Genomic DNA, 26,717 nt, shown 5'->3' with positions numbered 1-26,717 from the left:
GGAGGTCCGACGGCGGGCACCTTGCTGACGGAGGGTCAGTCCTCGCCCAGGTACGAGCGGCGCACCGTGTCGTCGCGGAGCAGTTCCGCGCCCGTGCCGGAGAGGGTGATCTCGCCGGTGGTCATCACGTACGCGCGGTCCGAGAGCGACAGCGCGGCCTGCGCGTTCTGCTCCACCAGCAGGATGGTGGTGCCGGTGGCGCGCAGCTCGATGATGGTCGCCATGATCTTCTGCATCATCAGCGGCGACAGGCCCATCGACGGCTCGTCCAGCATCAGCAGCTTCGGACGGGACATCAGCGCCCGGCCCATCGCCAGCATCTGCTGCTCGCCGCCGGAGAGCGTGCCGGCGGCCTGCTTCCGTCGTTCGGCGAGGATCGGGAACAGCGTGCAGGCCCGTTCCACGTCCTCCGTGATGCCCGCCTGGTCGCGGCGCAGGAACGCGCCGAGCAGCAGGTTCTCCTCGATGGTCATCCGGGGGAAGATGTGCCGGCCCTCGGGGGAGTGGGCCAGGCCCAGGGCGACGATCCTGTGCGCGGGCACGGTGTCGATCGGCTCGCCCTGGAAGGTGATCCTGCCCGCGGTCGGCCGGAGCAGGCCGGACAGGGTGCGCAGGGTGGTGGTCTTGCCGGCGCCGTTGGTGCCGATCAGGGTGGTGACCTCGCCCTTTTCGACGGTGAAGCTGATGCCCTTGACGGCCTCGATCTTGCCGTAGGCGACGCGAAGGTCCTCGACCTCCAGCAGAGCGGTCACTGGTCGGCCTCCGTTGCGGTGGTGTCTTCGAGCGGGGCACCCAGGTAGGCGGTGACGACCCGCTCGTCGTTCTGGACGGTCTCCCGGTCGCCCTCGACGATCTTCTGGCCCTGCACCAGCACCGCCGTGCGGTCGCACAGGTTGAAGATGAACTTCATGTCGTGCTCGATCACCAGGATCGCGATGCCGAGGTCCCGGATCGCGAACACCAGCTCCTCGGCGGCCCGGGTCTCCTGCGGGTTCATGCCCGCGGTCGGCTCGTCCAGCAGCAGCAGCCCGGGCTCGGAGGCCAGCGCCCGGGCGATCTCCAGCTTGCGCTGCTCGCCGTAGGGCAGGTTGCGGGCCAGGTGCTCGGACTTCGCGGCCAGGCCGCAGAACTCCAGCAGTTCCATGGCCCGTTCGCGGCTCTCGGCCTCGGCCCGCCGGTAGCCGGGGCCGCGGACGATCGCCGAGAACAGGCCCTCCTTGGTGCGGGTGTGCCGGCCCACCAGGACGTTCTCCAGCACCGTCATGTTGGAGAACAGCCGGATGTTCTGGAAGGTCCGGGCGATGCCCGCCTGGGTGACCAGGTGCGGCTTGGGCGGCAGCACCTTGCCCTTGTACATGACGGTGCCCGCGGTCGGGACGTACAGCCCGGTCAGGCAGTTGAAGAAGGTGGTCTTGCCGGCGCCGTTCGGGCCGATCAGGCCGACGATCTCGCCCTGGCGGACCGTCAGGTTGACCTGGTTGACGGCGGTCAGGCCGCCGAAGCGCATCACCACGTTGCTGGCGGTCAGCACGGGTTCGGCGAGCGGCGCGGCGGGCGCGGTGTCGGTGGTCATGGTGCTCACGCCCCTGCCTTCGAGAGTGCGTCGTCGGTCGGGCCGCCCTGCGCGGGCAGCTCGGCCTCGTGGAACTCCAACTTCTGCCGGCGGTTGGCGATCAGCCCCTCGGGGCGGAAGCGCATCAGCAGGATCAGCGCGACGCCGAACGCCAGCAGCTGGTAGGACTGCAGGAACTGGAGCTTCGCCGGGATCAGGAACAGCAGCGCCGCGCCGACCAGCGGACCGCTGATGGTGCCCATGCCGCCGAGGATCACCGCGGCCAGCAGGAACGCCGAGTTCGGCGGGACCGGCCCGGCGAACTGGTACTGGTCGGGGGAGACCGCGCCCGCCACGTGCGCCTGCACCGCGCCGGCCAGACCGGCCAGGGTGGCGCCCAGCGCGAAGGCGATCAGCTTCACCCGGAAGCCGTTGATGCCCATCGCCTCGGCCGCCGTCTCGTCCTCGCGGATCGCCACCCAGGCGCGGCCGATCCGGGAGTTGGCGACCCGGCCGAACACCACCACGACGATCGCGGTGACCACCAGCATCAGCAGCAGGTAGTTGCCGAACTTGCCGAGCTGGACGAAGCCGAAGTCGTGCGGCTGACCGAAGTCGAAGCCGAACAGGTTGACGTCGGGGATCGCCGCGACGCCGTTCGGGCCGTTGGTCAGGCTCGGGCCGGAGCGGCCGTCCAGGTTGTTCATGGCGATCCGGAAGATCTCACCGAAGCCGAGCGTGACGATCGCCAGGTAGTCGCCGCGCAGCCGCAGCGTCGGGGCGCCGATCACCACGCCGAACACCAGCGCGGCCAGCGCGCCGATCAGCACCGCGAGCGGGAACGGCAGGTGCAGGCCGCGGAACACCGAGTACGGCGAACCGGAGACCAGCGCGGCCGCGTAGGCGCCGACGCCGAGGAAGGCCACGTAGCCGAGGTCCAGCAGACCGGCCAGGCCGACCACCACGTTCAGGCCGAGCGCCACCGTGGCGAAGATCAGGATGTTCGCCCCGATCAGCACGTACGTCTCGCTGCTCTGGGTGAACGGGAACGCGCCCGCGGCGGCGAACGCCGCGCCGGTGGTCACCGCGCGGTGCCGGGTGGTCAGTTCGCTCAGCCGGCCGACCGCGCCGCTGGCCAGCAGGGCGGCGGTGGCGAAGACCGCGAGCAGCAGGAAGCCGATGAACAGCTCGCCGTACTCGGTGGAGATGCCGAACTCGACCACGCCCAGGCCGAGCGCGAACACCGCGGTGATCACCAGGATCTCCGCCCAGGACGGCAGCGCGCGGGCGGCGGGCAGCGGGCGCTCGATCCGGCCGATCCGCAGCCAGGCGTCCAGCAGCTGCCAGAGCCGGAAGCCGAGGATCACGACCGGCACCGCGACGAAGAACCACAGGTTCTCGCTGAAGATCGGCCGGATCCCGGGCGGAACGGCGTTCACCGCCCAGCCCTGGCCGAAGCCGACCCGCAGCACCAGCGCGACACCCGCGACCAGGTACCACCACCAGGCGACGGGGGCCTGCTTGACGGTGCGGCGGCGGTCCAGCGGCAGGCCGAGCGCGCCGACCACGGCGAGCAGCGAGCCGACCGCGGCGACCCAGCCGCCCGGGTCGAGGTTGACCAGGCCGTCCAGCTCGACGGCGATCGCGATCACCGAGTACCAGCACACCGCGAGGGTGCCGAGGGCGGCGAACAGCACGCCGTTGTGGCTGCCGGACGGGCTCAGCCAGCGCAGGCCCTTCAGCCCGCGGGCGGCGAGCGCCAGCAGCGCGGTCAGCAGGCCGCCGGCCAGGGCCAGCCACTGCAGGCCGGCCGGGGAGCCGTAGTAGGTGAGGTCGCCGGGGAACCGGTCGGTCCAGGTCCAGGACATCGCCGCCGACGCGGCGGCCAGTACCCCGCCGGCCGCCGCAGCGGCGAGTGCCGCGGTGCCGGGCAGCGGCAGAACGGGCTTGGTCTCGTGGGAAGTTGCTTTCATGGTGTTCACGCCCGATCCGCGACGCGCTCGCCGAGCAGGCCCTGTGGCCTGACCAGCAGCACGACGATCAGCAGGACGAACGCCCACACGTTGGCCCAGGCGCCGCCGCCGAGCTGGTGCATGCCGGGGACGTTCTGGATGTACGCGGTGGCCAGCGATTCGGCGACGCCGAGGACCAGCCCGCCGAGCATCGCGCCGTAGATGTTGCCGATGCCGCCCAGCACGGCGGCGGTGAAGGCCTTCAGACCGGCCAGGAAGCCCATCATGAAGTCGACCTGGCCGTACCGCAGACCGTGCGCCACGGCCGCGACCGCGGCGAAGGCCGCGCCCAGTGCGAAGGCGATCACGATGATCCGGTCGGTGTTGATGCCCATCAGCTTCGCGGTGTCCGGGTCCTGCGCGGTGGCCTGCATGGCCCGGCCGGTGCGGGTGAAGCGCACGAACGAGGCCAGGATCAGCATGCACAGCGGCGCCGCGGCCAGCAGGAACAGGTCGTTGCGCTGCAGGTGGAACAGGCCGAGGCTGACGTTGGCGCCCTCGAACTGCGGGAAGGAGATGGCCTTCTTGGCTCCCGGGTAGAACGCCCAGACCACCTGCTGCAGCGCGATGGACAGGCCGATCGCGGTGATCAGCGGGGCCAGCCGGGGCGCGGTCCGCAGCGGCCGGTAGGCGAACCGCTCGGCCGCGGTGGCGGTGAGCACGGAGGCGATCACGCCGCCCAGGATCATGACCGGCAGCGCCAGCCAGAGCGAAGTGCCGTGCGGCAGTGCGGCGTAGGCGGTCAGTGCCCCGAAGCCGCCGATCATGAAGATCTCGCCGTGGGCGAAGTTGATGAGTTGGACGATGCCGTAGACCATCGTGTACCCGATGGCGATCAGGCCGTACATCAGGCCGAGCATCAGTCCGTTGGCCAGGTTTTGCGGCAGTTCGTGCACCGCGGGCCTCCGTGGATAGGGGGGTATGAGGAGGCGGGGGGCACTTGTGGCGCCCCCCGCCGGACATCGGCTGGTGCGGTGCGGAATCAGCCGGTGTAGGTACCGCTCTTGACCGCCTTCCACTCCCCGCCCTTGACGCTGTAGACGGTGAGCTGCTTGTTCGTGGTGTCGCCGTACTGGTCGAAGGAGACCTGGCCGGTGACGCCGGAGAAGTTCACCTTGGCCATCTCGGCCAGCACCTTGGTGCGCAGGTCGCTGGGCACCTTGCCGCCGTTGTGCTCGACCGCGGCCTTGACGGCCTCGATGAGCGACCACGCGGCGTCGTACGAGTAGCCGCCGTACGCGGAGTACGCGTCCTTGTAGCCGGCGGCCGAGTAGTCGGAGATGAAGGCCTTGGCGGAGGGCAGCTCCTCCACCGGGGCACCGACCGAGGTGGCCAGGTCGCCGTCGCTGTTGTTGTTGGAGAGCTTGATGAACTCGGCGTCGAAGATACCGTCGCCGCCCATCAGCGGGATCTTCGCGCCGGCCTTCTTGATCTGGTCGGAGAGCGGGCCGGCCTCCGGGTACTCGCCGCCGTAGTACACCGAGTCGGCGCCGGAGGCGGCGACCTTGGTGGCGACCGCGGAGAAGTCCTTGTCGTCCGGGTTGATGTGGTCGGTGCCGGCCACGGTGCCGCCGAGCTTCTTGAACTCCTCCTGGAAGATGGCCGCCAGGCCCGCGCCGTAGGTCTTCTTGTCGTCGATGACGTAGACCTTGGTCTTCTTCGCCTCGGTGAACAGGTACTGGGCGGCGTACTTGCCCTGCACCACGTCGGTGGTGGCGGTGCGGAAGTACGAGGCGTACGGGCGGGTGAACTTGCTGCTGCCCCAGTCCGGGCCGAGCGACAGCTCGGGGCTGGTGTTGGCCGGGGAGACCTGGGTCAGCTTGGCGTCGTTGAAGACCTTCTGCATGGTCTGCGAGACGCTGGAGTTCAGCGGGCCGACCACGCCGATGACGTCCTTCATGTCGACCAGGGCGGTGGCGTTCTGCTTGCCGGAGGTCGGGTTGGCCTGGTCGTCCTTGGCCTCGATGGAGAAGGTGACGCCGGGGACCAGGTTGTCCTTGTTGGCCTTCTTGGTGGCGAGTTCGGCCGAGTTCCTGATGCCGAGGCCCAGCGCGGACAGCTTGCCGCTGATCGGGGCGTCCACACCGATGACCACCTTGGTGGTGCCGCCGGCCTTCCCGCCCTCCGTGGACTTGTCACCGCGCGAGCCACAGGCCGAGAGGGTGAGCGCTCCGGTAACTGCAATGGTCACGACAAGAAGTGAGCTCTTTCGCACGACGGGGGTCTCCTTCTGGACGGAAGACACGCGCACAGGGCTGGCGGTGCCGGAACGCGTCGACCGAGCCCGAAAATCGGACAGACGGTGACTGGGCGTGACTCTAGACCGGGCGCGGCGGCTCGGGCAGAGGGGCGAGAGAGGCTGTGATTCTCTTGTTATGACCACGCCGGAAGTTGATCTCTGTGCGCGGTCGAAAAATCCCAGGTGGAGCCCTCGATTCCGGGCCCCACTCCGAGGAGTGAACGGTGAGGGTTCTCAACTCCCTGTTCAGGCTTGGGAACTCCGCTTATCGAACAGGTTTGTCCGGGTCGGTCGGGCTGGTCGTCGGCGTCCGATTATCGGGACTGTCGCAGGTGGCGTGCAGGGCGGTGGACAGGTCGCGGGCGTACGAGTCGCCCAGGATCTCGCTCTGGGTCTCGATGGCGCGCGTGTTACGCAGCGTGACGTCGAGGAAGGGCATTCCGGCGTCCGCCGGGGCGGCCGAGCAGTCCGTCACCCGCAGGCCGACCCGCAGCGAGACCGTCTGCCCGGGCGGCACCGTCTGCGGCAGCCAGCCCGCCACCGCCACCGACAGCCCGCGGTAGCCCTGGCTAACCGCCAGCACGTCCACCGGGCCCGCGCTGGTGTTGTGCACTGTCAGCGACAGCGCGAACGAGTCCTGCCAGGACGGCAGCGGGCCGCCGTATTCGAACCGGGTGGCCTGCGAAGGGAACGGCAGTGCGAGCTCCGACGGCGCCGGGCCGGCCGCCGCCGAGCGGTCCAGCGCGTGACGGACGGTCAGGGCGAGCGCCAGCGCCAGCAACAGGCCGACCACCAGCGACTTCTGACGCAGACTCAGCAGGCGTGGCGGCTGGTCGGCGTTCCTCCGGAACTGCGTCCAGGTGCCCTCGCCCGGCTCCACCGGGCCGAGGAACCCTCCTGGTTCGCCCGGTCTTTCGCTCTCTGCGGACATGACGGCGCCCCCTCGTCCAGCCGAGATTTCCCCTGCCGGGGAGTGGCCAAACACCGGGGGCGCGTAGGGAGTTGGGGATCTACGGGTTACAGGTCGCGCAGCATGCAGGTCAGTCGGCAGCTGGTGATCCGGCGGCCGGTGTCGTCCGTCACCGCGATCTCGTAGGTCGCCGCGGTGCGGCCCTTGAACACCGCCGTCGCCACGCCCGTCACCAGGCCGGAGGTGGCCGAGCGGTGGTGGGTGGCGTTCAGGTCCACGCCCACCGCGTAGCGGCCCGGGCCGGCGTGCAGCATCGCGCCGATCGACCCCAGGGTCTCCGCGAGCGCGGCCGAGGCGCCGCCGTGCAGCAGCCCGTACGGCTGCTGGTTGCCCTCCACCGGCATGGTGCCCACCACCCGGTCCGGGGAGGCCTCGACGATGGTGATGCCCAGCTTCTCGCCCAGGTGCCCGCCGGAGAAGGTCTCCGGGCTCACCCCCAGCTTCGCGAAGTGGTCCAGCACGTCCTGGGGCACGTTCAGTACGGGCGCCGCGTCGGTCATGGTGCTCCTGTTCGGGGGTTCACTTCGTCTGTGCGCGTCGATCGTACGACTGTCTACCCGCCAGTAGGGAGGTGCTCCGCGCCGCGCCGGGAGATGTCGGCCACGGGCCATAGGATCGTGGAGGCAGTGCAATCCGGCAGGAACAGGACGTGACGTGGCGACACAGGGTGCAGGCAAGAGTGCGGCCGAACGGCCCCGGCTGATGCTGCTGGACGGGCATTCGATGGCCTACCGGGCCTTCTTCGCCCTGCCGGTGGAGAACTTCTCCACCACCACCGGCCAGCACACCAACGCGGTGTACGGCTTCACCTCGATGCTGGTCAACACCGTGCGCGACGAGGCACCCACCCACCTCGCGGTCGCCTTCGACCTCTCCCGGCAGACCTTCCGCGCCGCCGAGTTCCCCGAGTACAAGGCCAACCGCGCCAAGACGCCCGACGAGTTCCGCAGCCAGATCCCGCTGATCGGCGAACTCCTCGACGCGATGCGGATCCCCCGGCTCACCGCCGAGGGCTTCGAGGCCGACGACATCATCGCCACCCTGGCCACCGCCGCCGCGGCCGAGGGCTTCGAGGTGCTCATTGTCACCGGCGACCGGGATTCGCTGCAGCTGGTCAACGAGCACGTCACCGTGCTCTACCCGACCAAGGGCGTCTCCGAGTTGACGCGCTACACCCCCGAGAAGGTCGCCGAGAAGTACGGCGTGCGCCCCGACCAGTACCCCGACCTCGCGGCGCTGCGCGGCGACCCGTCCGACAACCTGCCCGGCATCCCCGGCGTCGGCGAGAAGACCGCCGCGAAGTGGGTCAACCAGTTCGGCTCCTTCGAGGAGTTGGTCAACCGGGCCGACGAGGTCAAGGGCAAGATCGGCGAGAAGCTCCGCGAGCACCTCGACTCCGTCAAGCGCAACCGGGTCCTCACCGAACTCGTCCGGGACGTCGAACTCCCGCTCGCCGTCCCGCAGTTGGAGCGCACGCCGTTCGACCGGGAGGAAATCGCCCGGCTGATGGAGGCGTTGGAGTTCCGCAACCCCAACTTCCGCGACCGGGTGCACGGCATCGACCCGGCCGGCGCCGAGAGCGCCGCCGCCGAGATCCCCACCGGCCCCGCCGTCGAGGGCGACCTGCTCACCGAACCCGGCGCGCTCACCGCCTGGCTGGAGGAGCACACCGGCAAGGGCGAACGCACCGCGCTCGCCGCCGACTACGCGTGGGCCCTCGGCGCAGGCGAGGTCAAGCAGGTCGCGCTCGCCACCGGCACCGCCGCCGCCTGGTTCGACCCCGCCACGCTCGACGAGAACGACGACCGGGCGTTCACCGCCTGGCTCGCCGACCCCGAGCGCCCCAAGGCCCTGCACATCGCCAAGCAGGTCATCCGCGCCTTCGCCGAACAGGGCTGGCAGTTCGCCGGCGTCAGCGCCGACACCGCGCTCGCCGCCTACCTGGAGAAGCCCGGCCGCCGCACCTTCACCCTCGACGTCCTCGCCGAGGAGTACCTGGCCCGCTCGCTCGCCCCCGCCGCCCAGGCCGAGACCGGCCAGCTCAGCTTCGACGCCGACGAGCCCGACCCCACCGCCGGCGCCCAGGCCCTGATGACCGAGGCCCGCGCCATCCACGACCTCGCCGAACTCTTCGACACCCGGCTCGCCGAGGTCGGCGCCGACAAGCTGTTCCACGACATGGAACTGCCCATCGCCGAACTCCTCGCCCGGATGGAGCGCTACGGCATCGCCGCCGACCGCGCCTGGCTGCAGGGCCTGGAAGCCCAGTTCGCCGCCGAGATCCAGCGCTGCGTCGAAGAGGCGCACGCCGCCGCCGGCCGCGAGTTCAACCTCGGCTCGCCCAAGCAGCTCCAGGAAATCCTGTTCGGCGACCTCAACCTGCCCAAGACCAAGAAGATCAAGACCGGCTACACCACCGACGCCGACGCCCTCACCTGGCTCGCCACCCAGACCGACAACGAACTCCCGGTCATCCTGCTCCGCCACCGCGACCAGGCCAAGCTGCGCACCACCGTCGAGGGCCTGCTCAAGACCGTCTCGCCGCAGGGCCGCATCCACACCACCTTCAACCAGATGGTCGCCGCCACCGGCCGGCTCTCCTCCCAGGACCCGAACCTGCAGAACATCCCCGTCCGCACCGAGGAGGGCCGCGCCATCCGCCGCGCCTTCGTGGTCGGCGAGGGCTACGAGTCGCTGCTCACCGCCGACTACTCGCAGATCGAACTGCGCATCATGGCGCACCTGTCCGAGGACGAGGCCCTGATCGAGGCCTTCGCCTCCGGCGAGGACCTGCACACCACCGTCGCCTCCCAGGTCTTCGCGGTCTGCCCCGACTCCGTCGACGCCGAGATGCGCCGCAAGATCAAGGCCATGTCGTACGGCCTCGCCTACGGCCTGTCCGCGTACGGCCTGTCCCAGCAGCTCGGCATCAAGCCCGGCGAGGCCCAGGGCCTGATGGACACCTACTTCGAGCGCTTCGGCGGCGTCCGCGACTACCTGCAGAACGTCGTCGAGGAGGCCCGCGCCGTCGGCTACACCGAGACCCTGCTCGGCCGCCGCCGCTACCTGCCCGACCTCACCAGCGACAACCGCCAGCGCCGTGAGATGGCCGAACGCATGGCCCTCAACGCCCCCATCCAGGGCTCTGCCGCCGACATCGTCAAGATCGCCATGCTCCGCGTCGACGAAGCCCTCCGCGCCGCCGACCTGAAGTCCCGCATGCTGCTCCAGGTCCACGACGAAATCGTCCTCGAACTCGCCCCCGGCGAGCGCGAACAGGTCGAAGCCCTGGTCCGCGAACAGATGGCCGCCGCCTACCCGCTGCGCGCCCCGCTCGACGTCTCGGTCGGCATCGGCGCCAACTGGGAGGCCGCCGCCCACTGATCCCTTGCGGCGCGGCCCGGCCGGTCCCGAGACTGGCCCGGTGATCGAATCGCGCACCCCCTTCGCCGACAGGCCCACCCTGGTGGGCGAGAAGGTCCTCCTGCGTCCCGTCCGGCCGCAGGAGGACCTTTCCGCGCTCCGTACCACGTTCGACGACCCGAAGGCCCCCGAACGGGCCAGGGCGACGGAGCGCCGCACCGTCAGGTGGTGGCACCGCAGCCGCAACAGGCAGGCCGACCGGCTCGACCTGATCGTTGTCGACCGGTCCACCGATCGCGGCGTCGGCGAGATCGTCCTCGACCAGTGGGACGAACCCAACAACTCCTGCACCCTCCGCATCGCCATCGCCCCCGACGGCCGCGACCGCGGCTTCGAGACCGAGGCCCTCCGCCTGCTCACCGACCACGCCTTCCGCGTCCTCGGCCTCCGCCGGGTCTCGCTCCCCGTCCGTATCCCCGGCCACAGCATCCAAAGCGCCTGCCAGCAGGCCGGGTTCAGAGTCGAGGGCGTCCGGCGGAAGGCCGTGCGGTACGGCGATCGGTGGGCAAACGTCATCGACATGGCGGCCCTCGCGGAGGACTGGGGCCACGAACTGCCGTCCGGTCCCGAGCCCGAGCGCACAGGCGACCCCGAGCTCAGGCTCACCGCCGCCGAGTGGACCCGGCTCCGCGACTACCTGCGGCGTTACGCCATGACGGAGCTCGACCAATTCGAGAACTGGCGCATCGATACGCAGTACGGTCCGATCGCTGTGACCTTCACCAACGACTTCCCGGAGGACACGGACCATCGGATATGGCACGCGATCTGATCCGGCCGCCCGAACAATCCGATTGCGGTCGGTCGGCCGGTCCTCCGAGACTGGCCGAATGACTGATCAACTTCCCGCCCCCGCCGCCACGTTCGCCGACAAGCCGACGCTGGAGGGGGAGCGGATCGTTCTCCGGCCGGTCAGGGCCGAGGAGGACCTTCCCTGGCTGCGCGTCATGCTCAACGACCCGGAGGTGCTCAAGTACACCTCGAGCGAGTACACCCCCGTCGCGCCGGAGTGGGACGAGGTGATGGAGAAGCGCATCGTCGCGTGGTACTCCACCCGCAACACGCAGACCGACCGCCTCGACCTGATCATCGTCGACAAGTCGACCGGCCGCGGCGTCGGCGAGGTCGTCCTCAACGAGTGGAGCGAACCCAACCGCTCCTGCAACCTCCGGATCTGCATCGGCCCCGACGGCCGCGACCGGGGCTTCGGCACCGAGGCCGTCCGGATGGCCACCGACCACGCCATCCGCGCCCTCGGCCTGAACCGGGTCTCGCTGGGCGTCTACGCCTTCAACGGGCGCGGCCAACGGGCCTACGAGAAGGCCGGGTTCAAGGTCGAGGGCGTCCGCCGGCAGGTCCTGCGGTACGGCGACGAGTGGATCGACGACATCGACATGGCCGTCCTCGCGGAGGACTGGCTGTAGTCACTTGCGTGGGTTGGCCCGGCGGGTGGGTTCGGCGGTGGTCGGGTCCTCCGGCCAGGGGTGGCGGGGGTAGCGGCCGCGCAGGTCGGCGCGGACGGCGCGGTAGCCCTCGCGCCAGAACGCGGCCAGGTCGCCGGTGACGGCGGCCGGCCGGCCCGCGGGGGAGAGCAGGTGGACGGTGAGCGGGGCGCGGCCGTCGGCGAGGGCGGGGGCGGCGTCCCAGCCGAACAGCTCCTGGAGCTTGACGGCGAGGACGGGGCGGTCGCCCGAGTAGTCGACCCGGATCCGGCTGCCGGTGGGCACGGTGATCCGCTCGGGGGCCAGCTCGTCCAGCCGGCCGGCCTGGCCGCTCGCCCACGGCAGCAGGCGTTGCAGCGCGGCGGCGGTGTCGATCCGCTCCAGGTCGGCGCGTCGCCGGGCCCGGGACAGTTCCGGCTCCAGCCACTGCTCGGCGGCGACCAGCAGCGCCGCGTCACTCACGTCCGGCCACACCCCGCCGAGGGTTCGGTGCAGGAACGCCAGCCGCTCACGCAGCCCGGCCGCGGCCGGCGGCCAGCTCAGCAGGGCGGAGACGCCCTCGCGGGCGAGGCCCTCCAGCAGCGCGTCGCGCACCAGCGCCGGGTCGGGCGCCGTCAGCGGCACCGCGGCGAGTTCGATCGCGCCGAGGGTCTCCACCCGGCGGGCCGTCACCTCCCGCTGCCGGGCCGACCAGCCGACCTCCTCCCGCCCGTCCAGCAGCGGACCGCCCGCCCGGCGGGCCGTCGCCTCGTCGATCGCCACCGCCCGCAGCACCCGCGCCGACGGCGACCCGGCGGGCCGGTCGGCCACCGCGATCGCCAGCCACCCGCCGGCCGGCAGCCGCGATCCGGCCTGCACCTGGGCCGCCGTCCCGGAGGCCATCAGGTACGCGCCCTCGCCGCCCTCCCGGGCCCGGGCGATCCGTTCCGGGTACGCCAGGCCGACCACCAGCCCGACGGCCGCGGCGTCGGGGAGCCCGCCCGACGGCCCGTCGACCTGCTGTTCCAGCCGCCGGGTCTCGTCCTTCCACCGGCGTGCGTACGGGTCGTTGCTCTGCTTGACGGTGCGCCAGATGTGGGCCAGGTCGTCGCCGAGGGCGCGCGGCGGTTCCTCGGACAGCAGTGCGACCAGCTCGGCGGCGCGCCGCGGGCCGACGGCGGCGGCGCCGTCGAGCAGCGCGCGGGCCAGCCGGGGGTGCAGGCCGGTGCGGGCGATCGCCCGGCCGCGGTCGGTGGGGCGGCCGTCGGCGTCCACCGCGTCCAGCGCGCGCAGGGTGGTGCGGGCGGCGGCCATCGCCCCGGCGGGCGGCGGATCGGGGAGGGTGAGGCCGGTGGCGTCCGGGTCGCCCCAGCAGGCGGCCTGCAGGGCGAACGAGGTCAGGTCGGCGAGCGCGATCTCCGGCGTCGGGAAGCGCGCGGCGCGGGCGTCCTCCACCTCCGCCCAGCACCGGTACACCGTGCCGGGGGCCTCGCGCCCGGCCCGGCCGGCCCGCTGCCGGGCGGCGGCCAGCGAGGTGCGGACGGTGACCAGCCCGGACAGGCCGCGGGCGTGGTCGGTGCGCGGCTCACGGGTCAGCCCGGAGTCGACCACCACCCGCACGCCCGGCACCGTCAGCGAGGACTCGGCGACCGAGGTGGCCAGCACCACCCGCCGCCGCTGACCGGCCGCCAGCGCCGCGTCCTGCACCGCCTGCGGCGCCTGCCCGTGCAGCTGCAGCACCTCGACGCCGTCCAACTGCCCCGCCACCCGGGCGATTTCGCCCACGCCCGGCAGGAAGCACAGCACGTCCCCGTCGCGCTCGGCGAGCGCCCGGCGGACCGTCGCCGCGACGTGCGCGAGCAGCGCCGGATCGACCTTCGTCCCGTGCGGCGGGCGGACGGTGCCGGGCGGCGGCGCCCACACCGTCTCCACCGGGTGCGAGACACCCTCGGCGGCCACCACCGGCGCGCCGTCCAGCAGTTCGGCCCAGGCGTCGGTGTCGGCGGTGGCCGAGGCCAGCAGCAGCCGCAGCTCCGGGCGGAGCGCCGCCCGGACGTCCAGCAGGAACGCCAGCGCGGTGTCCGCGTCCAGGTGCCGCTCGTGGCACTCGTCGAGCACCACCACGTCCACGCCCGGCAGCTCCGGGTCGCGCTGCAGCCGCTGCAGCAGGACGCCGGTGGTGACCACCTCGACCCGGGTGTCCGGGCCGACCCGGCGCTCGCCGCGCACCGTGAACCCGACCCGGCCGCCGATTTTCCCCCAGCCCCGGGGGGGCTGGGAGGTACCCCCATCGCCTAGCGGCTCGCCCAGCAGCCAGGCCATCCGCCGTGCCGCGGCCCGCACCGCCAGGCGGCGCGGCTCCGCGACCAGCACCCGGCGCGGCGGGCCCGGGAAAGCGTCCAGCAGCCCCGCCAGCGCGAGCGGCACCAGGGTGGTCTTGCCGGTGCCCGGCGGCGCGGACAGCACCGCCGCGCCGTACTCCTCCAGCGCCTCGGCCAGCGGGGGCAGCGCGGTGCGGACCGGCAGTTCGAGCCCCCCGGTGCGCACCGTCAGCCGTTCCGGCGGGCGACGAAGATCGCCGTCCCGGGGATGTGCTGACCGCGCAGCGGGCTCCAGCCGCCCCACTCCTGCTCCAGCTCCTCCGGCCACTCCGGCTCGATCAGGTCGAGCAGCACGAACCCGGCCCCCACCAGCTCCCGCACCCGGTCGCCCAGCGTCCGGTGGTGCTCGACGTACGTCGCCACACCCTGTTCGTCCTGCTCCACGTACGGCGTCCGGTCGAAGTACGAGGACGACGCCGTCAGGCCCTCCTCCCCGGGTTCGTCCGGGAACGCCCAGCGGATCGGGTGCGTCACCGAGAACACCCACCGCCCGCCCGGCCGTAGCACCCGGTGCACCTCGCGCATCAGCCGCTCGGTGTCCGCGCTGAACGGCACCGCGCCGTACGCCGAACACGCGTGGTCGAACGAGCCGTCCGCGAACGGCAGCGCCGCGCCGTCCGCCTGCACCACCGCGACCGGCTCCAGACCGCGGCCCAGGTCGATCCGCCGTGAGTGCTGCAACTGCCGGTACGAGATGTCCAGCGCCACCGGCCGGGCCCCCTGCGCCGCCAGCCAGCGCGAACACTGCGCGGCCCCCGAACCGATCTCCAGGATGTCCGCACCCTTCAGCGCGGCCGGCTCACCGAGCAGCCGCACCTCGGCCTCGTCCACCCCCTCCGGACACCAGGTGAACCGGTCGTCCCCCAGGAACTCCCCATGCTCGTCCTGGTAGTCGTCCGCGTTCCGGTCCCACCAGTGCCGACTCGCCCGGCTCGACTCCACCTCACCTACCTCCCGGCGCAGCGCCTCGTCGCCGTCGTCCTCCTGATCGGGCTCGACGTGGTAGGCGCTCGGGACGTCGTACCCGGCAGGGTCGTAGTCGCTGGGCTCGATGGGACCGGGGGTGGTGGAGTGGTTCATGGAATCCGTCACGTAGGCTATGGATCGCGGAAGCGCCACTGCCGCGGAGCCGGTCCTTTGCTGGGCCGGGTCGGGCTGTGGCATCCGGGGTAGGGCCGGTGTTCGAGCCGCCGCGAGGTGCGCCTTCGGAGGATATGGCCTGATCCGTCCCGGCCTCTACCGGTCTCGCCGACTTCGGCATTGACCGTGTCCGGGTGTCCCCGTATGCTACAAGTTGCGCTGCGGGCCTGCGCGCCTCGGACGGAGCAGGTCGCGCTCGCATCTGTCGAAGACCCCAACGGTCGTCAGACGGACATCGGGATTCCGATCGCAGGAATCGTTTCGGTGGCCGTTTTCTGGCCTGTACGGCTTTCGGTGGGAGCGATCAGGGCCCTCCGCGTGGCATTACTACGACTTCATGTCCGTACCGGAGCCCTTTTCCTAATGACGAGCCCCACCGACACCTCTGTCAGCACCACCCCGCAGGTTGCGGTCAACGACATCGGCGACGCCGAGGCCTTCCTCGCCGCCATCGACGAGACCATCAAGTACTTCAACGACGGCGACATCGTTGAGGGCGTCATCGTGAAGGTCGACCGTGACGAGGTGCTCCTCGACATCGGTTACAAGACCGAGGGTGTCATCCCGTCCCGCGAGCTCTCGATCAAGCACGACGTCGACCCCCACGAGGTTGTCGCGGTTGGCGACAACATCGAGGCCCTGGTTCTCCAGAAGGAGGACAAGGAGGGTCGCCTGATCCTGTCCAAGAAGCGTGCGCAGTACGAGCGCGCCTGGGGCACGATCGAGAAGATCAAGGAAGAGGACGGCATCGTCACCGGTACCGTCATCGAGGTCGTCAAGGGTGGTCTCATCCTCGACATCGGCCTCCGCGGCTTCCTCCCGGCCTCGCTGGTCGAGATGCGTCGCGTCCGCGACCTCCAGCCCTACGTGGGCAAGGAGCTCGAGGCGAAGATCATCGAGCTGGACAAGAACCGCAACAACGTGGTCCTGTCCCGCCGTGCCTGGCTCGAGCAGACCCAGAGCGAGGTTCGCCAGACGTTCCTCACCACCCTGCAGAAGGGCCAGGTCCGCTCCGGCGTCGTTTCCTCGATCGTCAACTTCGGTGCATTCGTGGACCTCGGCGGCGTCGACGGTCTGGTTCACGTCTCCGAGCTGTCCTGGAAGCACATCGACCACCCGAACGAGGTTGTCGAGGTCGGCCAGGAGGTCACCGTCGAGGTTCTCGACGTTGACATGGACCGCGAGCGTGTCTCCCTGTCGCTGAAGGCGACCCAGGAGGACCCGTGGCAGCAGTTCGCCCGCACGCACCAGATCTCCCAGGTCGTGCCGGGTAAGGTCACCAAGCTGGTTCCGTTCGGTGCGTTCGTCCGCGTGGACGAGGGCATCGAGGGCCTGGTCCACATCTCCGAGCTGGCCGAGCGCCACGTCGAGATCCCGGAGCAGGTCGTCCAGGTCGGCGACGAGATCTTCGTCAAGGTCATCGACATCGACCTCGAGCGTCGTCGCATCAGCCTCTCGCTGAAGCAGGCCAACGAGTCCCTCGGTGCCGACCCGGCGTCGGTCGAGTTCGACCCGACCCTGTACGGCATGGCTGCCTCGTACGACGACCAGGGCAACTACATCTACCCGGAGGGCTTCGACCCCGAGGCGAACGACTGGCTGCCCGGCTTCGAGAAGCAGCGCGAGGAGTGGGAGCGGCAGTACGCCGAGGCCCAGGCCCGCTTCGAGCAGCACCAGGCCCAGGTCATCAAGTCCCGCGAGGCCGACGCGGCTGCCGCCGCCGAGGCCGGCGAGGAGGCCCCGGTTTCCGGTGGCGGCTCGTACTCCTCCAGCAGCGACGAGGGCTCGGGCGCGCTGGCGTCCGACGAGGCCCTGGCCGCTCTGCGCGAGAAGCTGGCCGGCGGCCAGAGCTGAATCGCTCTCGCTGAGTAGCTGACGCAACAGGAACCCCCTGTCCAGGCTTGTCCTGGGTGGGGGGTTCCTGCTTTTGCGCCCACCCGCCGGCGGAGGGTGATGCGCTGCGCCCGGCTGTGCCCGCCCACCCGCCCGGGCACCCGCCAGCGAAGGGTGCGCTGCGCGCGGGGGAGGGCGGATCGCGGCGCGGTGCACGGTGCCGATGCGCTGCGCGCGGCTGTGCCCGCCCGCCCGCCCGGGCGCCCGCCAGCGAAGGGTGCGCTGCGCGCGGGGGGAGGGCGGATCGCGGCGCGGTGCACGGTGCCGGGGCCCGGTGCGCGCATGCCCCCGTCCCGGCCTGCCTCGCGCGGCGTGTCCTCCGCTGGTGGGTGCTCGGGCGGGTGGGTGGCCGGTGGCTGTACCGGTCGCCCGGGTGCCCGGTTGCTCGCGCAGCGCCGGCCCCCACCCTCCCGACCGGCCCCGGCCTGCCTCGCGCGACGCTCCCGTCCCGGCCCGCTGCGGTCCCGCCACGGCCTGCCGCGCAGCGTCCCCGTTCCAGCAGGGTTTGCCGCGCGCAGCGTTCCCCTGCCGCCCAGCGCTCCCGTCCTGGCCTGCCTCGCGCGGCGTGCTCCGCTGGTGGGTGCTCGGGCGGGTGGGTGGGTGTGCCTGGCTGCGCGCCCCCGCCCGGTCGCTTGGGCAGTGCCGGCTCCCCGCGCTCCCGACCGGCCCCGGCCAGCTTCACGCAGCGCCCCCGTCCCGTCCCGGCCCGCTGCGGTCGCGCCGTGGCCTGCCGCGCAGCGTCCCCGTTCCACCAGGGCCTGCCGCGCAGCGTCCCCGTTCCACCAGGGCCTGCCGCGCGCAGCGTTCCCCTGCCGCCCAGCGCTCCCGTCCCGGCCTGCCTCGCGCAGCGTGTCCCTCCGCGGGTGGGTGGGTGTGCCCGGCTGCGCGGCCCCGCCCGGTCGCTCGGGCAGTGCTGGCTCCCCGCGCTCCCGACCGGCCCCGGCCAGCTTCGCGCAGCGCCCCCGTCCCGTCCCGGCCCGCTGCGGTCGCGCCGTGGCCTGCCGCGCAGCGTCCCCGTTTCACCAGGGTTTGCCGCGCGCAGCGTTCCCCTGCCGCCCAGCGCTCCCGTCCCGGCCTGCCTCGCGCAGTGTGTCCTCCGCTGGTGGGTGCTTGGGCGGGTGGGTGGGAGTGGGGGAGCTTAAGTGGCGTTTATGTGAAGGGAATTGTGAGATGCGGCTCATCATCCGGCTATAGGACGTTCGGGAAGTCACGCATACATTGAGGTGACTTGTCCGAAAGGCTCCCCGCATGCGCAGCTCTCGCTCCACCGCAGCAGAGGTCGAGGTTTCCCAGGTATCCGGCCGGTTGGCGGGGCTTGGGCGAGTGTGTTTCCGGCACCGGCGTTGGGTGTTGGGGGTGTGGGCGCTGGTGCTGGTGGCGGGGGTGCTGATCGGCGGGCGGGTGTTCGAGGGGTCGGTGGCGGGGACGGGGAGTGGCGGGTCGGAGTCGGCTCGTGGGGTTGCGGTCGTGCAGGCGGCGGATCCGGTGCAGGGCACCGTGACGGCGGTGGTGGGCGGGCCGCAGGTGGGTGGCGAAGGCGTCAAGGGTGCCGTCCAGCAGGCGAGTGCGGAGGTGGCGAAGCTCCCGGGGGTGCTCTCGGTGGCGGACACGTATTCGACGCAGGGGCAGTTGACGGCTGACGACGGCCGGGCGTCGCTGGTGAACGTACGGATGGCGGACGGAGCGAGCGCCAAGCAGATCGGCGCCGTGACCGACCGGCTGGAGCGGATCACCGCGGACGGGGCGCACACCGTGGTGGGCGGCGATCTGGTGCTGCAGCAGGAGGTGAAGGACCAGACCGCGAAGGACACCCGGTTCGGGGAGATCGTGACGCTGCCGCTCACCCTGATCGTGATGGTGCTGGTGTTCGGCGGGCTGGCCGCGGCGGGGTTGCCGGGGATCGGGGCGGTGGCTTCGGTGGGCGGGGCGCTGCTGGCGATGTTCGGGTTCAGCCGGATCATGGAGATCGACACCAGCGTGCTGCCGATCGCGACGGTGCTGGGGCTGGGTCTTTCGATCGACTACGCGTTGCTGATGGTGAGCCGTTTCCGAGAGGAGCGCGGCCTGGGCGCGACGATCGCGCAGGCGGTGGAGCGGACGTCGGCGACGGCCGGCCGGACGGTGGCGTTCTCGGGGCTGACGGTGGCGGTGGCGCTGAGCGGCTTGTTCGTGTTCACCAGTCCGGTGTTCCGGGCGGTCGCGGCGGCGGGGGTGAGCGTGGTGGTGATCGCGGTGGCGGCGGCGCTGACGCTGATTCCGGCGCTGCTGGGTTTCATGGGGCGGCGGATCAAGGCGCCGAGCGCGCCCGTCCCGGACGAGGGGTTCTTCTCCCGGACGGTGCGCCGGGTGCAGCGGCGGGCGGTGCCGGTGATGCTGGCGTGCGTGGCGCTGCTGCTCGCGGCGGGGGCGCCGTTCCTGGGTTCGCACTTCCGGAACTCGGGCGCCGACGTTCTGCCGAAGAGTTTCGCGTCCCGGCAGGTCGCCGAGGCCGTGCAGGAACGTTTCCCGGCGCAGGCCCCGGCCCCTGTGCAGGTGGTCGTCGAGGGCACGCCGCAGCAGGCGCAGCACTACGCGGACACCGTGGTGGCGGCGCTGCCGGGCGTGTCGGGGGTGCGGGCCGTCACCCCCGTCTCGGACGGGGTGCAGACCGTGGACGTGCTGGTGAAGGGCGACCCGCAGGGCGCGGAGGCCAAGCGGGTGGTCGGTGAGCTGCGCGAGCACCGGGGCGGCCTGGAGACGTACGTGACGGGGGACGCGGCGTCGCTGGTGGACTTTCAGCACGAGATCGGCTCGCGCGGGCCGTGGGCGGTGGGCCTGGTCGCGGCCGGGACGCTGGTGCTGCTGTTCATGATGACCGGGTCGGTGGTGCTGCCGGTCAAGGCGCTGCTGATGAACGTGCTGTCGCTGGGCGCCTCGCTCGGGGCGCTGACGCTGGTGTTCCAGCACGGGTACTTCAGCGGGCTGCTCGGGTTCACTCCGACCGGCGGCCTGGAGACGATGATTCCGGTGCTGGTGTTCGCCTTCGCGTTCGGGCTGTCGATGGACTACGAGGTGTTCCTGCTGTCCCGGATCAAGGAGCTGCACGACCAGGGCCACGGCTGTCTGCGGTCGGTGGAGCTGGGACTCCAGCGAAGTGGTCGGATCATCACCTCGGCCGGGCTGCTGATGGTGATCGTGTTCGCCGGATTCGCCGCCGGACAGATGCTGATGGTCAAGCAGATGGGCATCGCGCTCGCCGTCGCCGTCGCCGTGGACGCCACCCTGGTGCGCACCCTGCTGGTGCCCGCGACCATGTCGCTGTTCGGCCGGCTCAACTGGTGGGCGCCCGCCCCGCTGCGCCGCCTGCACCGGATCATCGGCCTCAGCGAGCACGTCGAACTGCCGCCGCTGCGCCCGGCAGCGCTGCCCGCACCGCGCACCGCCGAGCAGCCCGCACTGGTGCCTGCGTCCTAGGCTGCCGCGCACCGCCGAGCAGCCCGCGCTGGTGCCTGCGTCCTAGGCTGCCGCGCACCGCCGAGCAGCCCGCACTGGTGGGTGCGCCCTAATCTGGCGGTATGCGACTGACGAAGTTCGGCCATGCCTGCGTCCGGATCGACCACGCGGAAGGGGCGGTGCTGATCGATCCCGGCATGTTCACCGGCCCCGAGGCGGTGCGGGACGTGAGCGCACTGCTGATCACCCACGAGCACGCCGACCACTTCACCGAGCCGCAGGTCCGGGCCGCCGTCGAGGCCAACCCGGGGCTGCGGGTGTACAGCAACCGCTCGGTGGCCCGGCAGCTCGAGGGCATCGGGATGCACGTGACGGTGGTCGGCGAAGGCGACGCGTTCGAGCTGGACGGGCTACCGGTGACGGTGCACGGCGAGTGGCACGCGGAGATCCACCCGGACATCGAGCGGATCCCGAACATCGGCTTCCTGCTCGGCGGCCGGGTGTTCCACCCGGGCGACGCGCTGACCGTCCCGCCGGACACGGTCGACACCCTGCTGCTGCCGCTCGGCGCGCCGTGGCTGCGGGTCGGTGAGCTGGTCGACTACCTGCGCGACGCCCGGCCCCGGCAGGCGGTGGCGATCCACGAGGAGACGCTCAGCCAGGCCGGGCGGGCCGTCCACGGGCGGCTGCTCGGCCCGCAGGGGCCCGGCACCGGCGGCGTGGTGTACCGGACCCTCGACGTCGGCGAGTCGGTCGAGCTGGCCTGACCGGTCAGTGCACGGGCGCGGCGGCCGTGAACGGGCGGCCGTCGAGCGTCCAGTGCGAGTCGGGGACGATCTCCAGTGCCGCGTACACGTGCGCCGCGACGTCGGTGTGGTGCAGCGGGCCGACCGGCGCGCCCGGGGTGATGCCGGGGCCGAACGCGGCGATCCACGCGGTGCGCTCCAGTTCGCTGCGGCCGCCGTGGCCGCCCGCGTCCACGTGGCCGTGGTCGGTGACCACGATCACCGTCCACTCCTCGGCGGCGTACGTGGAGCGCTCGCGCAGGGCGGCCAGCAGGCGGCCGAGGCGGACGTCGGCGGCCTCGATCGAGCGGCGGTAGTCCTCACCGCAGCCGCGGAAATGCGCCGTCTCGTCGACCGCGCCGAGGTAGACGAAGGACGCCTGCGGGTCGTCGTCGGAGCGGGCCAGCACGTACTCGGCCTCGGCGGTGACCCGCTCGTCGCAGACCTCCCACGCCTCCGGGGTGTCCTCCAGCGGCGCGATGTACGAGAGCCGGCCGGGCGCGTTGAACAGCGGGCCGCCGTCGCGGGCCAGGAACAGCGGCTCCCAGCCGCCGACCGCGAAGGTGCGGCGGCGGTGCTGCTTGGCCAGGCGGGTGGTGAAGTCCGGGAACACGTCGAGCCGGTGGCCGCCGAAGTGGTTGCCGAGCACGCCGTGCTTGGCGACGCCGACGCCGGTGGCGATGGTCGCCCAGCACGGTCCGGACATGGTCGGGGTGGCGTCGTCCACCTCGACGGTGCCGAGGAAGCCGGCGGCGGCGACCGCGTCCAGGTGCGGGGTGTGCAGCTCGGGCAGCAGGTCGAGACGGACGCCGTCGATGCCGACGACCAGGACCCGGCGCGGGCCGGCGGGCCAGTTGCTGGACACGGGTGGTGCTCCGATCGTTCGAGGGTGGTGCGGGTGTTCGGAACCCTAGCGGCCGGATCGGGCCAGCGGAGCTGTATGGACAACTTTTCCCGGACGCCCCTTGGGGAGGCGGTCGGAGAGTTCCCGCGGATTTCGCTCGGCGTTCGTTCTGCCGGGGCTGCAACCGGCGCCCTCGTACGGGCCGGTAACCTGACGGCATGCTGAGGATCGGACTGACGGGCGGCATCGGCGCGGGCAAGAGCGAGGTCTCCCGCCAACTGGCCGCGCTGGGCGCGGTGATCGTCGACTCGGACGTGATCGCCCGCGAGGTGGTCGCCCCCGGAACACCCGGACTGGCCGCCGTGGCCGCCGAGTTCGGCCCCGGGGTGCTGCTGCCCGACGGCTCGCTCGACCGCCCCGCGCTCGGCCGGATCGTCTTCGCCGACCCCGCCCGGCTGGCCGCGCTGAACGCCATCGTGCACCCGCTGGTGCGGGCCCGCTCCGCCGAACTGGAGGCCGCCGCCGGGCCGGACGCGATCGTCGTGCACGACGTGCCGCTGCTCGCCGAGAACGGCCTCGCCCCGCTGTACGACCTGGTCGTGGTCATCGACGTCCCCGACGCCGAACGCCTGCGCCGCCTCACCGCCCTGCGCGGCATGCCCGAGGACGAGGCCCGCGCCCGGATGGCCGCCCAGGCCACCCGCGAGGACCGGCTCGCCGTCGCCGACCTCGTCCTCGACAACAGCGGCGACCTCGACGGCCTCACCACCCGCGTCCGCGAACTGTGGCGGCAACTGGAGCAGCGTAGCGCCTGACCTGGGCTTTTGGGCCCATGGCGGGCGGGCGGGCGGCCCCGGCCCGATGCTGGGACGAGGAGGGCGGCGCGGACGGCCCCGCCCGGGGTCGTCGACTGGGGGCCGGTCGCGATGAGTTCCGGCACGAGATGGTCCGCGCTGCCGTGCGGGCGGCGTCGGAAGTGGGTGGTGCTCGGCCTGTGGCTGGTGCTGCTGGTGGCCGCCGTGCCGCTGGCCGGGAAGCTGACGGGCGCCGAGGACAACCAGGCGTCCAGCTGGCTGCCCGCGAACGCCGAGTCGACCCGGGTGCTGGACGCGCAGCGCCGGTTCCAGCCCGTCGAGACCGCCCAGGCCGTGGTGGTGTACCAGCGGCCGGGCGGCATCACCGCCGAGGACCACGCCAAGGCGATGCGCGACGCCGAGAGCTTCACCACCGCGCCGCACGTGGTCGCGCCGGTGGTGGGGCCGATCGTCTCCGCGGACGGGCAGGCGATGCAGACCGTGGTGCCCGTCGCGGTCGGCACCACCGGGTGGAACAACCTCAAGCCGGCCGTGGACAGCTTGCGCGCCACCGCCGCCGCCGGCGCGCCCGCCGGGCTGGTCACCCACGTCACCGGCCCCGGCGGGATCGCCGCCGACCAGGCGAAGGTGTTCTCCGGCATCGACAGCACGCTGCTGTTCGCGACGGTCGGCGTGGTGATCGTGCTGCTGCTGCTCACCTACCGCAGCCCCGTGCTGTGGCTGCTGCCGCTGCTGTCCGCCGGGGCGGCGCTGATGGTGGCCGAGGCCGTCATCTACCTGCTGGCCAAGCACGCCGGGCTGGTCGTCAACGGGCAGAGCGCCGGCATCCTGATCGTGCTGGTGCTCGGCGCGGGCACCGACTACGCGCTGCTGCTGACCGCCCGCTACCGGGAGGAACTCAGACGCCACCAGGACCGGCACGAGGCGATGGCCGCCGCCCTGCGCCGGGCCGGGCCGGCCATCCTGGCCAGCTCGGCGACCGTCGTCGCGTCCATGCTCTGCCTGCTGGTCGCCGAGATGAACTCCACCAGAGGCCTCGGCCCGGTCTGCGCGATCGGCGTGGTCGTCGCCCTGCTCGCCATGCTCACCCTGCTGCCCGCGCTGCTGGTCGCCTTCGGACGCTGGGTGTTCTGGCCGGTCCGCCCGGGCTACGGCACACCCGAACCGACGAAGACCGGACGCTGGGCACGCATCGGCGCCTGGATCGCCGGCCGCCCCCGCAAGGTGTGGATCGGCACCGCGTTCGCCCTGGCCGTCTGCACCGCCGGGCTGACCTCGCTGAACGCGACCGGCCTGAGCGCCGCCGGATCGTTCACCGGCACACCCGACTCCGTCACCGGCCAACAGGTCCTGGCCGCGCACTTCCCCGGCGGGACGGGCGCGCCGCTGTCGGTGATCAGCAACGCCGGGCCGCCACTGGAAGCCGTCCGGCAGGCCACCGCGAGCACCCCCGGCATCGCCGGGATCGGCCCGGCCGACGTGCGCGGCGGCGAGGCGTTCTTCCAGGCGACACTCACCGACCCACCCGACAGCGCCGCCGCCCGCGCCACCGTCGACCGCGTCCGGGCGGCCGTGCACGCCGTACCCGGGGCGAACGCACAGGTCGGCGGATCCACCGCGGTGATCCTCGACGCCGGACGAGCCGCCAGCCGCGACAACCGGGTGATCATTCCGCTGGTGCTGGCCGTGGTCCTGGTGATCCTCGCCGCCCTGCTGCGTGCCGTGGTGGCGCCGCTGATCCTGATCGCCACCGTGGTCCTCTCGTACGCGGCGGCGCTCGGCATCAGCGCGTTCTTCTTCGAGCACGTCTTCCACTTCGAGGCCCAGGACCCGGCGTTCCCGCTCTTCGTCTTCGTCTTCCTGGTGGCCCTCGGCATCGACTACAACATCTTCCTGATGACCCGCGTCCGCGAGGAATCCGCCCACCTCGGCACCCGCCGCGGCGCCGTCGCCGGCCTGGCCGCCACCGGCGGCGTCATCACCTCCGCCGGCCTCATCCTCGCCGCCACCTTCGCCGTCCTCGGCACCCTCCCCCTGGTCGGCTTCGCCGAAATCGGCTTCGCCGTAGCCCTCGGCGTCCTCCTCGACACCCTGGTCGTCCGCTCCGTCCTGGTCACCGCCCTCACCGCCGACCTCACCCACCACATGTGGTGGCCGGGCTGGCTCTCGCACGGGCAGCCTCCGACGGTCGAGGCCGGTCGGTAGGGCGCCGGTCCGGCGTCATTTGGCGACGTCCCCCACCGTTTCGATATCTCATGAGACACCCGTGTTGAGCGTTGAGCTGGCCTTTTCGCCGGCCTTCGCCAACTGCCGCCGGTCGGACGGGTGAGACATCGGCTTGGGGGCGCCGCGGGTGAAGCGCCGCAGGACCTGTTCGGCCTCCGTGGTGCCCAGTGGTTCATGGTCGTTCGGGTTGTGATCCGGCTCTCAGCGGTGGTCAACCGGCTGTTCGGCACCGCTACGGTCGGCGCATGCCACACAAGATCGTGAGTGCGGGTGAGAGCGACGAGCGGCTCTCCGCCCACCGGAGGCGGTTTGCGCCGGAGCCGTTCCGTGCGGTCCTGGGCGCGTCCGTCCTGGCCAATACGGCCGACGGTGTTTTCCAGATGGGGCTGCTTCTCGTGGCGGCCCGACTCACGCATTCCGGCGGCGCGTCCTCCCTGGTGATGGTGGTGATGACACTGCCGTGGCTGATCTTCGGAGTTCCCGCCGGTGTGCTGGCGGACAAAACCAGCCGCAAGGTGTCGATGGTCGCCGCCGACGGGGCCCGCGCCCTGCTCATCGCCGTGGTCGGTGTCGCCGCGGCCTGCCACGTCCTGTCGCTGCCCGTGCTGCTGGTGCTGGCGTTCCTCGTCGGCGTCGCCGAGACGGTGTTCAACACCAGCAGCGAAACCGTGCTCCCCACCATCGTCGCGCCGGACGCTCTCACCAAGGCCAACGGCCGGCTCAACACCTCCATGCGGGTGACCAGCCAGTTCATCGCCCCGCCCCTCGCCGGCTGGCTGACCGCCATCGCCATGCCCCTGACGTTCCTGGGTGCCGCAGCGGGCTACCTCGGCTCGATGCTCCAACTGGCCCTGCTGCCCAAGGACGTCGGACGCGTCCCGGCGCGCGAGGAAGAGCCCACGAGGATCTGGACCGGCCTCGCCTTCGTGCTCCGCCACCGAACCATACGGATGATCACCTTCACGGGCGCGCTGACCACGCTCGCGAACACCTCCTTCCTCGCCCTGCTCGTGGTGTACGCCACCTCCGGGCCGCTCCACCTCAGCGACGCCGGCTACGGACTACTCCTCAGCTGCGTCGGAGTCGGCACGGCGCTCGGCTCCCTGACCGCGCACCGCGCCGAACAGCGACTGGGCAGCGCCCCGGTGCTGTGTGCCTCACGCATCGGCTGGGGCCTGATGTTCGTCGCACCCGTGCTGTTCCACGGCCCCTGGCTCTGGGCCACCATGACTGCGGGCAGCTGCCTGGGAGGCATGTGGGGAGTCGTCACCGTCTCGCTGCGCCAACGACTTACACCGCCCGAGATCCGAGGCGCCGTCGGCGGGGCCTATCGCACGATCATCATGGGAGCCATGCCCGCCGGAGCCGCGCTCGGAGCCCTCGTCCAGAGCCGACTCGGAACCCCGACCACCTTCCTGCTCTACGGCGTCGGCATGGCTGTGCTCGCCGTCCCGGTGTACCGGTCCATGCCCAAGAAGCCGAGGAAGTCGCCCGCTCTCGACCCGCACCCCTCGGACGCCCTCACCGGCCCCGGCCGGCCCGGTGCCGATGTTCAATGAGGTGCGGCGAACGCGAGTGAGACGT

At 71.9% G+C, this 26,717-nt stretch carries 19 protein-coding genes; 9 read left to right on the top strand and 10 right to left on the bottom strand.

The features are described 5' to 3' along the window. Positions 1-35 precede the first annotated feature (35 nt). The 7 genes from ACFYS8_RS27740 to ACFYS8_RS27710 all read right to left on the bottom strand — a co-directional run bounded on the left by ACFYS8_RS27740 (position 36) and on the right by ACFYS8_RS27710 (position 7,273). A complete protein-coding gene (locus ACFYS8_RS27740; protein WP_387645769.1) occupies positions 36-752 on the bottom strand; it encodes an ABC transporter ATP-binding protein in 717 nt (238 codons plus the stop codon). Next, positions 749-1,573: an ABC transporter ATP-binding protein gene (locus ACFYS8_RS27735; RefSeq protein WP_387645993.1), complete on the bottom strand. Its 825-nt coding sequence runs from the start codon at positions 1,571-1,573 to the stop codon at positions 749-751. Before ACFYS8_RS27735 ends, ACFYS8_RS27740 begins: the two co-directional genes overlap by 4 nt. Before the next feature lie 5 nt (positions 1,574-1,578). Next, positions 1,579-3,525 carry a branched-chain amino acid ABC transporter permease gene (locus ACFYS8_RS27730; RefSeq protein ID WP_387645766.1) on the bottom strand — a complete coding sequence of 649 codons (1,947 nt, stop codon included), beginning with the start codon at positions 3,523-3,525 and terminating at the stop codon, positions 1,579-1,581. 5 nt (positions 3,526-3,530) lie between these two features. Further along, positions 3,531-4,460 carry a branched-chain amino acid ABC transporter permease gene (locus ACFYS8_RS27725; protein ID WP_387645765.1) on the bottom strand — a complete coding sequence of 310 codons (930 nt, stop codon included), beginning with the start codon at positions 4,458-4,460 and terminating at the stop codon, positions 3,531-3,533. A gap of 86 nt (positions 4,461-4,546) precedes the next feature. Then, positions 4,547-5,779: an ABC transporter substrate-binding protein gene (locus tag ACFYS8_RS27720; protein ID WP_387645762.1), complete on the bottom strand. Its 1,233-nt coding sequence runs from the start codon at positions 5,777-5,779 to the stop codon at positions 4,547-4,549. A 289-nt stretch (positions 5,780-6,068) separates the two neighbouring features. After that, positions 6,069-6,734 carry a Tat pathway signal sequence domain protein gene (locus ACFYS8_RS27715; protein ID WP_387645761.1) on the bottom strand — a complete coding sequence of 222 codons (666 nt, stop codon included), beginning with the start codon at positions 6,732-6,734 and terminating at the stop codon, positions 6,069-6,071. Between the two features lie 86 nt (positions 6,735-6,820). Next, positions 6,821-7,273 carry a PaaI family thioesterase gene (locus ACFYS8_RS27710; protein WP_073813597.1) on the bottom strand — a complete coding sequence of 151 codons (453 nt, stop codon included), beginning with the start codon at positions 7,271-7,273 and terminating at the stop codon, positions 6,821-6,823. Between the two features lie 202 nt (positions 7,274-7,475). Between ACFYS8_RS27710 and polA the strand changes: the two genes are divergently transcribed. The 3 genes from polA to ACFYS8_RS27695 are packed head-to-tail and all read left to right on the top strand — an operon-like array spanning position 7,476 to position 11,620. Continuing rightward, entirely contained in the window at positions 7,476-10,157 is a 2,682-nt protein-coding gene (gene polA, locus ACFYS8_RS27705; protein ID WP_387645991.1) for a DNA polymerase I, read from the top strand. A gap of 40 nt (positions 10,158-10,197) precedes the next feature. Continuing rightward, complete coding sequence (locus ACFYS8_RS27700) at positions 10,198-10,968, top strand: GNAT family N-acetyltransferase (RefSeq protein ID WP_387645758.1); 771 nt, start codon at positions 10,198-10,200, stop codon at positions 10,966-10,968. 58 nt (positions 10,969-11,026) lie between these two features. Continuing rightward, positions 11,027-11,620: a GNAT family N-acetyltransferase gene (locus ACFYS8_RS27695; RefSeq protein ID WP_387645756.1), complete on the top strand. Its 594-nt coding sequence runs from the start codon at positions 11,027-11,029 to the stop codon at positions 11,618-11,620. On the opposite strand, the gene hrpB is transcribed toward ACFYS8_RS27695, so the two are convergent. Together hrpB and ACFYS8_RS27685 are read right to left on the bottom strand one after the other, a co-directional pair. After that, positions 11,621-14,164 (bottom strand): ATP-dependent helicase HrpB, encoded by a 2,544-nt coding sequence (gene hrpB / locus ACFYS8_RS27690; protein ID WP_387645753.1) that lies wholly within the window; start codon positions 14,162-14,164, stop codon positions 11,621-11,623. A gap of 2 nt (positions 14,165-14,166) precedes the next feature. Beyond that, positions 14,167-15,078 (bottom strand): class I SAM-dependent methyltransferase, encoded by a 912-nt coding sequence (locus ACFYS8_RS27685; protein ID WP_387645989.1) that lies wholly within the window; start codon positions 15,076-15,078, stop codon positions 14,167-14,169. Positions 15,079-15,501: 423 nt separating this feature from the next. Here ACFYS8_RS27685 and rpsA point away from each other — a divergent pair, with 423 nt between their 5' ends. The 3 genes from rpsA (at position 15,502) to ACFYS8_RS27670 (ending at position 21,230) form a co-directional block, all read left to right on the top strand. Continuing rightward, a complete protein-coding gene (rpsA, locus tag ACFYS8_RS27680; protein WP_043913368.1) occupies positions 15,502-16,992 on the top strand; it encodes a 30S ribosomal protein S1 in 1,491 nt (496 codons plus the stop codon). 1,386 nt (positions 16,993-18,378) lie between these two features. Beyond that, a complete protein-coding gene (locus ACFYS8_RS27675; RefSeq protein ID WP_387645749.1) occupies positions 18,379-20,484 on the top strand; it encodes an MMPL family transporter in 2,106 nt (701 codons plus the stop codon). A 101-nt stretch (positions 20,485-20,585) separates the two neighbouring features. Next, on the top strand, positions 20,586-21,230 hold the full coding sequence (locus tag ACFYS8_RS27670) for an MBL fold metallo-hydrolase (RefSeq protein ID WP_387645747.1): 645 nt from the start codon (positions 20,586-20,588) through the stop codon (positions 21,228-21,230). Positions 21,231-21,234: 4 nt separating this feature from the next. Here ACFYS8_RS27670 and ACFYS8_RS27665 read toward each other — a convergent pair whose 3' ends face one another. Continuing rightward, positions 21,235-22,113, bottom strand: a complete 879-nt coding sequence (locus ACFYS8_RS27665; protein WP_387645744.1) for an alkaline phosphatase family protein — start codon at positions 22,111-22,113, stop codon at positions 21,235-21,237. Between the two features lie 197 nt (positions 22,114-22,310). On the opposite strand from ACFYS8_RS27665, the gene coaE reads away from it, so the two are divergent. From coaE to ACFYS8_RS27650, 3 genes are all read left to right on the top strand, one after another. Beyond that, positions 22,311-22,907, top strand: coding sequence for a dephospho-CoA kinase (coaE, locus tag ACFYS8_RS27660; RefSeq protein WP_387645741.1), 597 nt, complete (start codon positions 22,311-22,313; stop codon positions 22,905-22,907). A 111-nt stretch (positions 22,908-23,018) separates the two neighbouring features. Further along, positions 23,019-25,112, top strand: coding sequence for an MMPL family transporter (locus ACFYS8_RS27655; protein WP_387645738.1), 2,094 nt, complete (start codon positions 23,019-23,021; stop codon positions 25,110-25,112). Between the two features lie 266 nt (positions 25,113-25,378). Beyond that, positions 25,379-26,692 (top strand): MFS transporter, encoded by a 1,314-nt coding sequence (locus tag ACFYS8_RS27650; RefSeq protein ID WP_387645735.1) that lies wholly within the window; start codon positions 25,379-25,381, stop codon positions 26,690-26,692. Positions 26,693-26,717: the final 25 nt, after the last annotated feature.

Source organism: Kitasatospora sp. NPDC004615, from assembly GCF_042873545.1.
Taxonomy (GTDB): Bacteria; Actinomycetota; Actinomycetes; order Streptomycetales; family Streptomycetaceae; genus Kitasatospora.
This window is presented reverse-complemented; position numbering and strand designations above follow the sequence as displayed.